Consider the following 12488-nt stretch of genomic DNA (forward strand, 5'->3'; position numbering starts at 1 on the left):
CTGACCAGCATCGCGCCCGCAAGTTCAGCACGAATGAGCGCCGCAACCAACTATGGCGTAGATTGGGCCTCCGGCGGGCCGCTCAAGGCAACGCGATGGGGTCCCGGCCGCTGAGCACGGTTTCGCGTTCAGCCAGCAGCCGATCGAAACTGGCCGTCGGCAGCGGCCGGCAGAACAGGTATCCCTGCAGTTCGTCGCAGCCGTTCTGGCGCAGGAACTTGAGGTGCTGCTCGATCTCCACGCCCTCGGCCACCACTTCGCGGTTCAGCCGGTGAGCCATGTCGATGGTGGCCCGCACGATCGCCTCGTCATCGGGATCCACCCCGATATTGCGCACAAAGCTCTGGTCGATCTTGATGCGGTCGGCCGGGAGCTTGCGCAGGTAGTCGAGCGAAGCGGCGCCGGTACCGAAATCGTCGATGGCGATGCGGCAACCGAGCCGGTGCAGACCATGCATGTTCTCGATCAGGTTCGGCATGGTCTTGATGCTAATGCTCTCGGTAACCTCGAGCTCGAGCAAGGCCGGATCCAGCCCGGTTTCCGTCAGCACCCGGCTGACCACGGCGACCAGTTCCGGCTGCATCAGCTGCACCACGGACAGGTTCACGCCCAGACGCAGGCGCAGCCCATGCCGGCGCTCCCATTCCATGGCCTGGTGGCAAGCCGTGCGCAGTACCCACTCGCCGATGGATACGATCAGTCCGGTTTCCTCCGCCAATGGAATGAAGAAGCCCGGACTGATCGCGCCGAGTTCCGGATGCTCCCAGCGCAGCAGCGCCTCCATGCCCACGATGTCCTCGCTGACGGCATCCACCTGCGGCTGATAGAACACACGTAGCTCGCCATTACCCTCGGCATGACGCAGGCTGCTCTTCAGCGCAGCGTTCTGCTGGTCCTGGACCGGACTGGCATCGTAGACACGGTAGTTGTTGCGCCCCCGGCCCTTCGCGTCGTACATCGCCTCGTCGGCATGCTTGAGCAGGGTCTCGGCATCCGCGGCATCCTTGGGAAAGAAGCTGATACCGATCGAAGCGGTCACCTGCAATTCGGTGCCGTCTCTCAATTGCAGGGGCTTCTTCATCATCTGCACGATTTTTTCGGCCACCCGCTGCACGTCATCGTTTTTCACGATATGACGCAACACCAGGATGAACTCGTCACCCGCATACCGGGCCACCGTGTCCGATGCACGGACGCTGCTGCGCAGGCGCTGGGTCACTGCCACAAGCACCTGGTCGCCGACCGCGTGACCCAGGTTGTCATTGATCGACTTGAACCGGTCCAGGTCGACGAACAGCACTGCAAAGTATTCGCCGGTGCGGTTGGCCTCGCGGATGATCGTGTCCAGGCGATCGTTGAACAGCAGGCGGTTGGGCAGCCCGGTCAGCGCGTCGATCAGCCCTTCTGCGCGCCCCTGCTCACGTACCCGCTGCAACTCCAGGGCGTGCGCGAAATGCGCCGCGGCACAACGCAGTACCGGCTCGACGATTTCCGGCTCCGCGAACGGCTGCCGGCTCCCGGCCAGCAAGGCACCCAGCACGCCCCGCCGTTCGTCGAGCAAGGGCAAGCCGACGAAGCCATGCAGGCCAAGGCCGGCTATCAGCGGGTCCGACTCGGCCAGCCGCTGCGCGTTGGATGCATGCATCAGCGCCTTGCCATCCAGTACCAGTCGCAGCGAAACCTGCAGAGGCGTGGCCGGCCAGGGATGCTCGTCGCCGCGCCAGCACTGCACCAACTGTGTCGGCTCCGCCGTTTCCTCCGGCAGAGCCGACCAGACAGCGAGATAGTCGAGTCCCATCTCGTCGACCAGCATCTGCGCCACACCGGCAATGTCGGCATGCTCTCCGCTGGTCGCGAAGATGCGCGCCAACAGGGTCAGCGCCACCGCCGGGCGCACACCAGCACGGTCGCTGCGAAAAACCAGTGCCACCGCATCACGGCCGGCATGCCTAACCCGCCGTGCGCTGACCTCACCACTGTCGAAACCCTGAAGCGCCCGGCGTCCGCAGGGATGCCAGCGGCGATCGGCCACACGCAGAACCTGATCGGCACGCACACTCTCGAACGCAATGACACCGTCGATGGGGTGATCGAGCACCGCGTGACTCGCCAGCCCGCTGTGACGGACCATCGCCGGACTGGCCTCGATGATCCGTTCGGTCGCAGGGTCGACGATGACCCACTCGTTGTCGTCTTCCTCGAAGACGAAACGGAAGTCGCTGTCCTGGCTGGCCACGCGCCCCTGGTTGTCCTGCGTCGGTCGCTTCGCCTGGCGCAGACGTCGACAACGTGCACCCAGCTCGCGATCGACCTGTCCTGCATGCAGCCAGTCGTCTATACCACCCGGCAACTGGGCCGGACGGATCGGGGCGTCGTCGGCCAGCACGGCAACCATCGGGACATCCGCACAACCTGGAATGCCACGCATCTGCGCGTAGCTTTCCAGGCAGGTGCGCACATCGCCATCGAAGGCCATCACGATCAGGGCCGGCGGGCTGTCGCTCTGCAGCAGGATCTCGGCATGCGTGGGATTTCGCGCCGAATGGACCTGCATGTGTCCTTCACGATCCAGTGCATCGAACAATGCACGCCGCAATTCACGCTGGGCCGCCACCACCAGCACCCCAGGTGACTGTCCGGTCATGGCCATCACAACAGCCAGCGCCCGTCGCGCAGCCGCGGCCGCAGAGCAACCCGCGGTGCGGCACTCATGCGTATCGCAACCTCATCAAGCCCGGCCACCAGCCGTGGCGGCGCATCCAGCAACACGACTCGACGCACCCGACCATCCGGCGCCTTGGCCAGTTGTCGCAGCAGCGTGTTGTCCATGGTGGACAGAGGTAGAGGAAAATCCGTCAGCAAGTAGATTCCGAAATGCTGACTTTGCTGCATATAGCGCAAGGCATTGCCCAGCCGCTGTGAACCGGGAATCTGGGCGTGCGATTCACGCAGGTTGCGCATACCTTCTTCGGGGCGCCACAGATAGATCGATTGGCCGCTGTGCCGCGCGATCGCCCGGAACTGCTCGATCAAGACCTGACTGTCGCCACCGTCGAGCACGACCAGCCCTCCCGGCGCCGCCAGGATGCGCTCCAGAATGTCGCTGCCGGCTAGCGGCTCGGGGGCCATCATGTTGTTCATCGCCGGCATACGTTACGCGCTCGGACGCGAAGCGCAATAGCTCGCTCATTGACCTGTGACGTGGACGACAGGGCGTTCCGCCACCACCACGCGGGGTGTCTCGCAATCAACGCTACGGGACGGTATGGTGCGGACTCCCCCGCCACATGACCTCCGCCATGTTCGAAGGACTACGCTTCAGCCACTGGAAAACCACCCAAGACGACCGCGGCATCGTCACGCTGACCCTCGACCGGGCGGGCAGCAGCGTCAACGCCATCTCGCGCCAGGTGCTGGACGAACTCGGACAGATCGTCGAGCGGCTCGCGATCGAGCGTCCCGCCGGCGTCATCGTCCACTCGGCCAAAGCCTCGGGCTTCGCCGTGGGCGCCGACATCAAGGAATTCGTGACCTACGCCGAGCGCGGCACGGTGCTGGAGAACATCCAGAACGGGCAGCGCGTCTACGAGGCGCTGACCCGGCTGCCCTGCCCGACCGTGGCGGCGATCCACGGTGCATGCATGGGCGGCGGCACCGAACTGGTGCTGGCATGCCGCCAGCGCATCGCCGCCGATGACGACAAGACCCGCATCGGCCTGCCCGAAGTCATGCTGGGCATCCATCCCGGCTGGGGGGGCACCGCCCGCCTGCCACGCCTGATCGGCGCTCCAGAGGCATTGCCCGTGATGCTTACCGGCAAGCCGCTCTCCGCCAAGCGTGCACTGGCGCTGGGCGTGGTCGACCGGCTGGCCCCACCCGACGACCTGCTCGCCGAGGCCAGGGCCCTGCTGCGCCGCCCAGCCACGCGTCCGTTTGTCCGGCACGTGATGTCATGGGCGACCAACACATGGATCGCGCGGCAGATCCTGGCGCCCATCGTGATCAAGCAGACCGCCGCCAAAGTCCGCAAGGAACATTATCCGGCCCCGTTCGCACTGATCGACGTATGGAAACGTGGCGGCCCGGGCATCCGGCAACGGCTGAAGCTGGAAGCGCGCTCGGTGGCCAGGCTGGCCGAAACCCCGACCGCGCAGAACCTGATCCGCATTTTCCTGCTGCAGGAACGTCTGAAGGGCGCGGGCAGCGGCGTCGAATCGGGCATCCGCCACGTCCATGTGGTCGGCGCCGGCGTGATGGGTGGCGACATCGCCGCCTGGGCAGCCCTGAAGGGATTCGAGGTGACCCTGCAGGACCGGGAAATGAAGTACGTGCAACCGGCCCTGGACCGGGCCCGCAAGCTGTACGAGAAAAAGCTCAAGACCCCCGGCAGGATCGAGCCCGTGATGCGCCGGTTGCGCGCCGACGTCGAAGGCAAGGGCGTGGCCGAGGCTGACCTGGCCATCGAGGCGATCTACGAGAACGCCGAAGCAAAGGAAGCGCTCTACGCCACGATCGAACCGCAGTTCCAGGCCGATGAGATTCTCGCCACCAACACGTCCAGCATTCCGCTGGACGAACTGCGCGGCAGGCTCGCCGCGCCACAGCGTTTCCTGGGCCTGCATTTCTTCAACCCGGTGGCCCAGATGCCGCTGGTCGAAGTCGTGCGTCACGACCAGCTCGACCCTGCCATCGAGAAGCGCGCGCTGGCGTTCTGCAAGGCCATCGGCAAGCTGCCGGTAGCCGTGAAGGGCACCCCCGGCTTTCTGGTCAACCGCATTCTGATGCCCTATCTGCTCGAGGCCCTGCGCCTCTACAGCGAGGGCGTTCCAGGCCCGGTGCTGGACAAGGCGGCAAAGGCATTCGGCATGCCGATGGGACCGATCGAGCTGGCCGACACGGTGGGACTGGACGTCTGCGCATCCGTCGGCAAGGAACTGGCGCCGTTCCTTGGCCTGGAACTGCCGCCAGGACTGGAAGACCGGCTGGACGCCGGCAAGCGCGGCAAGAAGGACGGCGAAGGCCTGTACGTGTGGCACGAAGGCAAGCCGCAGAAACCCGAGGTGGACCCGGACTACACGCCATCACCCGATCTGCAGGACCGCATGATCCTGGCCATGGTCAACGAGGCCGTGGCCTGCCTGGCCGATGGCGTGGTGGACGACGCCGACCTGCTCGATGCCGGCGTGATTTTCGGCACCGGTTTCGCGCCCTTCCGCGGCGGCCCGATCCAGTACATCCGCAGCACCGGCGCGGACACGCTGAAGACCCGACTACTGGCGCTTGCCGATCAGTACGGCGAGCGCTTCACACCCAAACCCGGATGGGACAACCCCGTATTGACGACAAGTGGACTGACGACGAATGGACTGACAGGCGCGCCTGCGGCGCAAACGTGACGCTCACCCAAGCCGACATCGGCTACCAACCGGTTCGGCACGCCCAGGGCTTCACCACATCAGGTCGTCCGGCACGCCATCTTCACCGATGCCGCCGGTGCCCTGCTCGACCAGCAAGGCCACCAGACCCGGATCGATAGCGCGAACCTGCTCGGCCACGGCCCGCCCGACCAGCAGGTAGCGACCGCCCTGCTGCACGATGCCCAGGTCGCCGGCGTTGAGCGCCGCCAACTGGGGCGCATCCACATACACACGCCGGATCTTGCCCGCGTACTCGAAATGCCGGGCCTGGTCCGCCTCCGCCTTGTTCAGCGCCTTGCCCTGCAACGCACTCTGCACCTTCTGCTTGCGCTCGCGCTTCAGCCTGGCCTGCTCAGCCGCTTCACGCTCCGCCTTGCGCCGCTCATCGGCATCCGAACGCGCCCGCATCGCATACGCCTTGGCCAGATCGATCTCGCCGCCGTCGCGGCCGGCAGCCTTGGACTGCGAGGCGCCCTTATGCGTACCGGGGCGCCGGCCTTGCGGTCCCTTCGGACGCTTTTCGTCGCGAACCTGTTTGACGATACCGCTCTTCAGCAGTTGATCGCGCAGGGAATCAGCCATGTTCGGAATCCGTTGAAACGTTGCGTAGGATCGGTTGCGTGCGATCAGTAATGCGGCGGCGGCGGCTCGCTGCGGGGGTCGTCCGACTGCGACAGGCGCAAGGATGCCAGCTCGGTTCGCAGATCATGCACCAGCCGCTCCAGGCCGGCCATGCGCAGGGACCGCTCGCCATCCGCGTCGACCAGTGCCTGCACGGCATCGTCGATGAAGGTGAGCCTGACTTCCAGGTCGGCCAGGCGCTGTTCCAGGGTATCCATCAGCGCCCCGCGCGCAACGAACGTCCGCGACCGATGCCGTAGTAGGCCAGACCGGCCTCTTCCACCAGCGCAGGCTCGTACAAGTTGCGCCCGTCGAAGATCACGGGTTCCTTCAGTGTGCCGCGGATGCTGTCGAAATCCGGGCTGCGGAACAGCTTCCATTCGGTGACGATGGCCAGTGCATCCGCCCCGACCAGCGCCTCGTTCGCCTGACCGCACAGGGCAAGGTCGTCGCGCTCGCCATAGATGCGGCGGGTCTCGTCCTGCGCCTCAGGATCGTAAGCGCGCACCTTCGCACCCGCGGCCCACAGGTCTTCCATCAGCCGGCGGCTCGGTGCCTCGCGCATGTCGTCGGTGTTGGGCTTGAAGGCCAGCCCCCACAGGGCGATGGTCCGGCCCTCGAGCCGCCCCTCGAAGTGCCGGCTGATCAGTTCGAACAGCTTGCCCTTCTGGTCTCGGTTGACTGCTTCCACCGCGCCCAGCAAGCGCGCTTCGTAACCCACACTCTTCGCGGTGCGCTCCAGCGCCTGCACGTCCTTGGGAAAACACGAGCCGCCATAGCCCGCGCCCGGATAGATGAAGTGATAACCGATACGCGGATCGGCACCGATACCATGGCGCACCAGTTCGACGTCGGCACCGACCCGCTCGGCGATGTTCGCCACTTCGTTCATGAAACTGATCTTGGTCGCCAGCATGGCGTTGGCCGCGTACTTGGTCAGTTCGGCCGAACGCTCGTCCATCACCACCATGCGGTCGTGGTTGCGGTTGAACGGTGCATACAGTTTGCGCAGCCGCTCCACGGCACGGGCGCTGGAGCTGCCCACCACGATACGGTCGGGCCGCATGCAGTCGGCCACGGCATCGCCTTCCTTGAGGAATTCCGGGTTGGAAACCACGTCGAACTCGACGCTCGCGCCACGCGCTGCCAGTTCGGTCGCAATCGTCTCGCGCACGCGGTCGGCGGTCCCCACCGGCACCGTCGACTTGTTCACCACCACCGTGTAGCGGTCCATGTGGCGCCCGATGGTCCGGGCCACGCCCAGCACATACTGCAGGTCGGCGCTGCCGTCTTCGTCGGGCGGCGTACCCACGGCGATGAACACGACCTGTCCATGTGCGATGGATGGTGCCGGCGCGGTCGTGAAAGCCAACTGGCCATTGGCATGGTTGCGCTTGACGATCGGCTCCAGACCGGGCTCATAGATGGGAATCTCGCCCTGCTGCAGGCGCGCCACCTTCGACGCGTCAATGTCCACGCACACCACGTGGTTGCCCATTTCCGCAAGGCAGGCACCGGTGACGAGGCCTACGTAACCGGTTCCGAAAATCGTGACGTTCATCGGGGACCTGTATCCGATTCGGGGTCGTCCATTCTAACAGGCGACACCGGCTGCTTCGCTCAAAAAGCGAAGGGGCGCGAACCCGCGCCCCTTCGCCGCATCGGGCTGCCCGAAAGCAGCGTCGAGTCGATTACTGCTGCGGGCTCGCCTCGGCCTTGGTCGGACCGGTCGACAGCAGCGTGACGTTGAAGATCAGCGTCTCGTTCGGCGGCATCTCGCCACGCGGCTCCGAGCCATAGGCCAGGTTGGCCGGGATGAAGAACTCGTAATGACCGCCCACCTGCATCAGCTGCAGGCCTTCACGGAAACCGGGGATCACGTTGGCCAGCGGAATCGCGGCCGGACCACCGCCCGGATGCTTCGACGAATCGTCGAACACCGTGCCGTCGACCAGCTTGCCCACGTAGTTGACCTTGACGGTATCGTCCGGACCCGGACGCGCACCGCTACCCTGCTTGAGAATCTTGTACTGCAGACCGGAAGCGGTGACCTTCACGCCCGGTGCATGGCGGTTCTTGGCGAGGAAAGCCTCACCCTCGGCCTTGTTCTTGGCCGCTTCCTTATCGAACGCGGCCTTGGCCTTGGCGCGCAGCTGGGTCAGGAAAGCTTCCTTGACCGACTTGTACTCGGCCGGGCTCATGGTCGGCTTCTGGCCGGACAATTCCGACTGCACGGCACGGGCCACGGTCGCCGGATCGATTTCCTCGCGGACGATGGGCGGCAACTGGCTGGCCAGATCCCAGCCCACCACGTAGCTGGCCTTGGTGCGGTCAACCTTGGTAGCGGCCTTGGACGTCTGTGCCGCGTGCACGCCGGCCGTCATGCCAAGCGCCACAGCCAGCGTGGCCGCCGTCAGCGTGGGACGCAAAAGATGCTTCATTCGGAACTCCCTCGTCATGGATATGCCGGCGTGCCGGCCGGGCCCCCCCCGATGGAGGGCTGACCCTGCATTGTGCGGGTCCGACCCAGTCTTGGCAACGACGTCCTGCCTGCGACCGCGCCTGTCGCCAAAGGTTCCTCGCAGCGCGGAATTCAATGCCCGGATTCATCCAGGGATTTGTCCAGGGTATCCCGCAATGCCGCCTGCAGGCGGGCATGCACCCTGACCAGCGCACGCCAGAGCACCACGGCCAGCACCAGCACCACCGCCAGCAGCGACAGCGCCACACCGCGCGGCGGCAGGATGGTCGAACCCAGCGCACCGACCAGCAGCGCCAGCAACAGCAGCGCAGCCAACGGAATCAGTCGCGCGAGTACTTGCCGTATGGCTTGCGTGTAACTTCCCGCGAAGCGTTCACGGATACCCAGCTCCGCCAGCAGCATGCCCAGCGCCTCGGCCTTGCGATACACCGCGATCAGGAACGGCAGCGACAGGAACAGCGCCGTCGCCCAGATCAGGGTATGCCGCAGGTTGCGATAGATGCCCACGCGTGAAAACAAGTCCCAGCCATGGGCATTGACGTACGCGCCAATCGTGAACAGCGTCACGATCAGGATCACATTGACCGCAATATGCCAAAGCAGACGGCGCAGCATGGCCGCGATCACCGCGTTGTCTTCCACCGGGCGAAGATTTTCCAGCCATCCGCTGTAGCTGCTGACCAGCAGACGCAGCGCGCGCGGGGTCACGCGCCGCCCCAGCCGAATCACCCCGTCCGCCGAACGGGCCATGTAGGGCGCCGACACCATGCAGATCAATGCCGACGCCACCGCGATCGGATAAATGAAGTGACTGACCGCCCCCAGCGACAGGCCCAGCGTGGCGATCACGAAGGAGAACTCGCCGATCTGGGCCATGCTCATGCCGGCACACATTGCGGTACGTACATCGTGCCCCACGAAGAAGCAGCCCACGCTGCATGCGAGGGTCTTGCCCACGATCACCACCGCGGCGATCGCCAGTGCCGGCACGATGTAATCCACCAGCACGGCCGGATCGATCTTCAGGCCGATCGCCACGAAGAACAGCGCCGCGAACATGTCGCGCAACGGCTCGACCAGGTGCACGACGCGCGTCGCGCAGCGGGCCTCGGCCACCACCGCGCCGGCCAGGAACGCTCCCAGTGCCACGCTGAAACCCAGCCATGCCGCCAGCAGACTGGCACCGAAGCAGATGCCCAGCACACTCACCAGCAGCATTTCGTTGTTGCCGAACGACGCCACGTAGTCCACCAGTCGCGGCACCAGCAGCAGGCCCGCCAGCATGCCCACTACCACGAAAAGGCCAAGGTGACCGATCAGGCTCAAGGCCATGCCGGTCTGCACCGCACCACCAATGGCCACCGCCGTCAGCAAAGTCAGGATGACGATGGTGAGCATGTCCTCCGCCACCAGCATGCCCACCACCAGTCGCGCGAACGGTCGCTGCCGCATGCCACTCTCGCGCAGGGTGCGGGTAGCGACCATCGTCGAAGACAACGACATGATCGCGCCCAGGAACAGTGCGTCGCGACCGCTCCAGCCGAAAACCCGCCCCAACTCGTAGCCCACCCAGAGCATGAAGGCGACCTCGGCGACCGCCACCAGCAAGATGCCGCCGCCGACCTCGCGCAACTTGCGCACGCTGAACTCCAGGCCGAGCGTGAACATCAGCAGCACCACGCCCAGGTTGGAAATGTCGTCGATGGTCCGCGGGTTGGTGACGAACACCCCCGGCGTATGCGGACCGATCAGCACGCCCGCAAGGATGTAACCTGGCAGCACCGGCAGACGCAGACGATGCAGAAGCACCGTCGTGGCGCCGGCAACCAGCATCACGATGGCGAGGTCGCGGATGAAGCCGATGTCGTGCATGCGTTCCTCGCGCCGGTGATGGCAGACCAGCTTAGAACGCGCTCGCAGCGTCGCCTAGATGTGATCGCTTTTCGCCTGTCCATCAGTTCACCGGCGCGCCCTTTGTCCGGCACATCACACCGAATGCGACAAGGCAACACGACTTTTCACACGACCGGCGCGATGACGTAAAAAAATTTTCAAAAAACGCTTGACGGATCCCCGACCCGCTCCTATTCTTTCGGGCTTCCAGCGGCGGGGCCATAGCTCAGCTGGGAGAGCGCCTGCATGGCATGCAGGAGGTCGGCGGTTCGATCCCGCCTGGCTCCACCAACTTATACGTCCCCATCGTCTAGAGGCCTAGGACACCACCCTTTCACGGTGGCGACCGGGGTTCGAATCCCCGTGGGGACGCCAAGGTTGGCTCGCAACGCTGGTAACAATGTGGAGCGGTAGTTCAGCTGGTTAGAATGCTGGCCTGTCACGCCGGAGGTCGCGGGTTCGAGTCCCGTCCGCTCCGCCACTGTTGAGATGAAAAGCCCGCCTTGTGCGGGCTTTTTGTTTGCCCTGTTGCATGCACACGGCCCGTACGGCTGAATCCCCCCTCCCCCGAATCACTCCGACGCGCGGCAGCGCTGCAGGGTTGCCGTGGAATGCCCCTGCCCGCCCAGATACTCCAACCAGCGGGAGAGAAACCCGTTCATCTGCAGGCGATGCTGGAATACTGTGTGCGCTGGCGGAAACGGGCCCAGCACCTGCCACAGGTGCCGTCCGGGGTGGCAGTGCAGCGCCTCGGCCACGTGGGCATCGGTGTACACACGCAGCTGAGCCGACGGCGAACGATGGCCGGTCTGGGCATCGACAAAGCCGTAGGTCATCTCCAGCTCAAGCGTGTACGGGTGGCGCTCCTGCACAACAAGGTGCAACGGCAAGCCGTCGGAGACGTCGGATAGATATTCGCCAGGCACCAGTTCCTGTGGCGCGAACAAGCGCACCAGCCGATGGTAGTTCTCGGCGTACAGCCCCATCAGGAACTCGAAGCGCCCGGGCAACAGGGAGGTACGACTGTCCAGTACGGCACTCATGTAGAAAAGGCGACTCCGGTGGGTCCGACAAGATTGGGGTAATCAGAACATGGTCCGCTCGATGCCGAAGCGGTCGAAGATCTTGCTGGCGATCTCCTCGATCGACACGTGCGTGGTATTCAGGCACGGCAGGCCAGCCTGGCGCATCAACCGATCGGCCTGCTCCAGCTCCCAGCGACACTGCTTGAGCGTGGCATAGCGGCTGCCCGGACGGCGCTGCTCGCGGATCTGCGCCAGCCGATCGGCATCGATGGTAAGGCCGAACAGACGATCCTTCCACGGCCGCAGCCGCGCAGGCAGCTCCAGCTTTTCGAGATCCTCGTCGGTCAACGGGTAATTGGCGGCACTGACGCCATAATGCAAGGCCATGTACAGGCAAGTCGGCGTCTTGCCCGAGCGGGACACCCCAACCAGGATCAGGTCCGCGTCCGCGTAATCCACATCGATGCCGTCATCGTGCGACAGCGCGTAATTGGTGGCATTGATGCGCGCCTCGTACTTCTCGAAGTCGATCAGGCCGTGCGAACGGTTCACCGCACCGGAGCGCTTGGCGCCAAGCTCCTCTTCCAGCGGCCCGATGAAGGGCGCGAACACATCCAGCATCAGCGCACCGCTGGCGGCGACGATGTCGCACAAGGAACGATCCGCCATGGTGTTCACCACGATCGGCCGCTCGCCCGTCTTGGCATAGTGCGTCTTGATCCGCAACGCGGCGTTCTCGGCCTTGTGCAGATTGTCGATGAACGGCAGGCGATGGCGGTCGAACTGGGTGTCCTCGAACTGGGCGAGAATGCTGTTGCCGATTGTCTCGGCCGTAATACCAGTGGAATCGGAGATGAAGAAGACCGTGCGCTGCATGGGTGGCCCGATGGTTGTCGGAAGATGTCCGGCGCACCTTAGCGCATGCCGATACCACCTGTCTTTGCTGGACTTGAGCTGACTGGTATGCAGTTGGCGCGGCGATGGTCTGCAAGGTGGTCTTCTTGTGCCCCGCACCATCCGCATCGGACAATACCAGTCTTTGCGCAGCAC

The 12488-nt window shown here is 64.8% G+C and carries 10 protein-coding genes and 3 tRNA genes; 4 read left to right on the forward strand and 9 right to left on the reverse strand.

The window, feature by feature from the left end:
• Positions 1 to 82: 82 nt before the first annotated feature.
• On the reverse strand, positions 83 to 2650 hold the full coding sequence (locus RA164_RS09020; protein ID WP_329740534.1) for an EAL domain-containing protein: 2568 nt from the start codon (positions 2648 to 2650) through the stop codon (positions 83 to 85).
• The gene (locus RA164_RS09025) at positions 2650 to 3150 is read right to left on the reverse strand and encodes a hypothetical protein (protein ID WP_329740536.1); all 501 of its coding nucleotides are present in this window, start codon (positions 3148 to 3150) and stop codon (positions 2650 to 2652) included. Before RA164_RS09025 ends, RA164_RS09020 begins: the two co-directional genes overlap by 1 nt.
• A 149-nt stretch (positions 3151 to 3299) precedes the next feature.
• On the opposite strand from RA164_RS09025, the gene RA164_RS09030 reads away from it, so the two are divergent.
• A complete protein-coding gene (locus tag RA164_RS09030) occupies positions 3300 to 5396 on the forward strand; it encodes a 3-hydroxyacyl-CoA dehydrogenase NAD-binding domain-containing protein (protein ID WP_329740537.1) in 2097 nt (698 codons plus the stop codon).
• A gap of 51 nt (positions 5397 to 5447) precedes the next feature.
• Here the strand turns inward: RA164_RS09030 and RA164_RS09035 are convergent, their stop codons facing one another.
• From RA164_RS09035 to RA164_RS09055, 5 genes are all read right to left on the reverse strand, one after another.
• On the reverse strand, positions 5448 to 5999 hold the full coding sequence (locus RA164_RS09035; protein ID WP_329740538.1) for a DUF2058 domain-containing protein: 552 nt from the start codon (positions 5997 to 5999) through the stop codon (positions 5448 to 5450).
• Positions 6000 to 6043: 44 nt separating this feature from the next.
• Positions 6044 to 6256: a SlyX family protein gene (locus RA164_RS09040; protein ID WP_329740539.1), complete on the reverse strand. Its 213-nt coding sequence runs from the start codon at positions 6254 to 6256 to the stop codon at positions 6044 to 6046.
• Entirely contained in the window at positions 6256 to 7599 is a 1344-nt protein-coding gene (locus RA164_RS09045; RefSeq protein WP_329740540.1) for a UDP-glucose dehydrogenase family protein, read from the reverse strand. Before RA164_RS09045 ends, RA164_RS09040 begins: the two co-directional genes overlap by 1 nt.
• A 130-nt stretch (positions 7600 to 7729) precedes the next feature.
• A complete protein-coding gene (locus RA164_RS09050) occupies positions 7730 to 8479 on the reverse strand; it encodes an FKBP-type peptidyl-prolyl cis-trans isomerase (RefSeq protein WP_329740541.1) in 750 nt (249 codons plus the stop codon).
• A 152-nt stretch (positions 8480 to 8631) separates the two neighbouring features.
• Positions 8632 to 10392, reverse strand: coding sequence for a cation:proton antiporter (locus tag RA164_RS09055; protein WP_329740542.1), 1761 nt, complete (start codon positions 10390 to 10392; stop codon positions 8632 to 8634).
• Between the two features lie 236 nt (positions 10393 to 10628).
• Here RA164_RS09055 and RA164_RS09060 point away from each other — a divergent pair.
• From RA164_RS09060 to RA164_RS09070, 3 genes are all read left to right on the forward strand, one after another.
• Positions 10629 to 10704, forward strand: a tRNA-Ala gene (locus RA164_RS09060).
• An 8-nt stretch (positions 10705 to 10712) separates the two neighbouring features.
• Positions 10713 to 10788, forward strand: a tRNA-Glu gene (locus tag RA164_RS09065).
• 29 nt (positions 10789 to 10817) lie between these two features.
• Positions 10818 to 10894 (forward strand) — tRNA-Asp (locus tag RA164_RS09070).
• Positions 10895 to 10985: 91 nt separating this feature from the next.
• On the opposite strand, the gene RA164_RS09075 is transcribed toward RA164_RS09070, so the two are convergent.
• Both RA164_RS09075 and ppsR read right to left on the reverse strand, forming a co-directional pair.
• Positions 10986 to 11456, reverse strand: a complete 471-nt coding sequence (locus tag RA164_RS09075) for a DUF1249 domain-containing protein (RefSeq protein WP_329740543.1) — start codon at positions 11454 to 11456, stop codon at positions 10986 to 10988.
• 42 nt (positions 11457 to 11498) lie between these two features.
• Entirely contained in the window at positions 11499 to 12314 is an 816-nt protein-coding gene (ppsR, locus tag RA164_RS09080) for a posphoenolpyruvate synthetase regulatory kinase/phosphorylase PpsR (RefSeq protein ID WP_329740544.1), read from the reverse strand.
• Between the last annotated feature and the right edge of the window lie 174 nt (positions 12315 to 12488).

Source organism: Dyella sp. A6 (assembly GCF_036320485.1).
Taxonomy (GTDB): Bacteria; Pseudomonadota; Gammaproteobacteria; order Xanthomonadales; family Rhodanobacteraceae; genus Rhodanobacter_A; species Rhodanobacter_A aluminiiresistens.

Excerpts from the sequence above, each read along its gene's own strand:
- RA164_RS09020 (WP_329740534.1), bottom strand. The coding sequence starts at position 2,650 with ATGGCCATGACCGGACAGTCACCTGGGGTGCTGGTGGTGGCGGCCCAG.
- RA164_RS09025 (WP_329740536.1), bottom strand. The coding sequence starts at position 3,150 with ATGCCGGCGATGAACAACATGATGGCCCCCGAGCCGCTAGCCGGCAGC.
- RA164_RS09030 (WP_329740537.1), top strand. The coding sequence starts at position 3,300 with ATGTTCGAAGGACTACGCTTCAGCCACTGGAAAACCACCCAAGACGAC.
- RA164_RS09035 (WP_329740538.1), bottom strand. The coding sequence starts at position 5,999 with ATGGCTGATTCCCTGCGCGATCAACTGCTGAAGAGCGGTATCGTCAAA.
- RA164_RS09040 (WP_329740539.1), bottom strand. The coding sequence starts at position 6,256 with ATGGATACCCTGGAACAGCGCCTGGCCGACCTGGAAGTCAGGCTCACC.
- RA164_RS09045 (WP_329740540.1), bottom strand. The coding sequence starts at position 7,599 with ATGAACGTCACGATTTTCGGAACCGGTTACGTAGGCCTCGTCACCGGT.
- RA164_RS09050 (WP_329740541.1), bottom strand. The coding sequence starts at position 8,479 with ATGAAGCATCTTTTGCGTCCCACGCTGACGGCGGCCACGCTGGCTGTG.
- RA164_RS09055 (WP_329740542.1), bottom strand. The coding sequence starts at position 10,392 with ATGCACGACATCGGCTTCATCCGCGACCTCGCCATCGTGATGCTGGTT.
- RA164_RS09075 (WP_329740543.1), bottom strand. The coding sequence starts at position 11,456 with ATGAGTGCCGTACTGGACAGTCGTACCTCCCTGTTGCCCGGGCGCTTC.
- ppsR (WP_329740544.1), bottom strand. The coding sequence starts at position 12,314 with ATGCAGCGCACGGTCTTCTTCATCTCCGATTCCACTGGTATTACGGCC.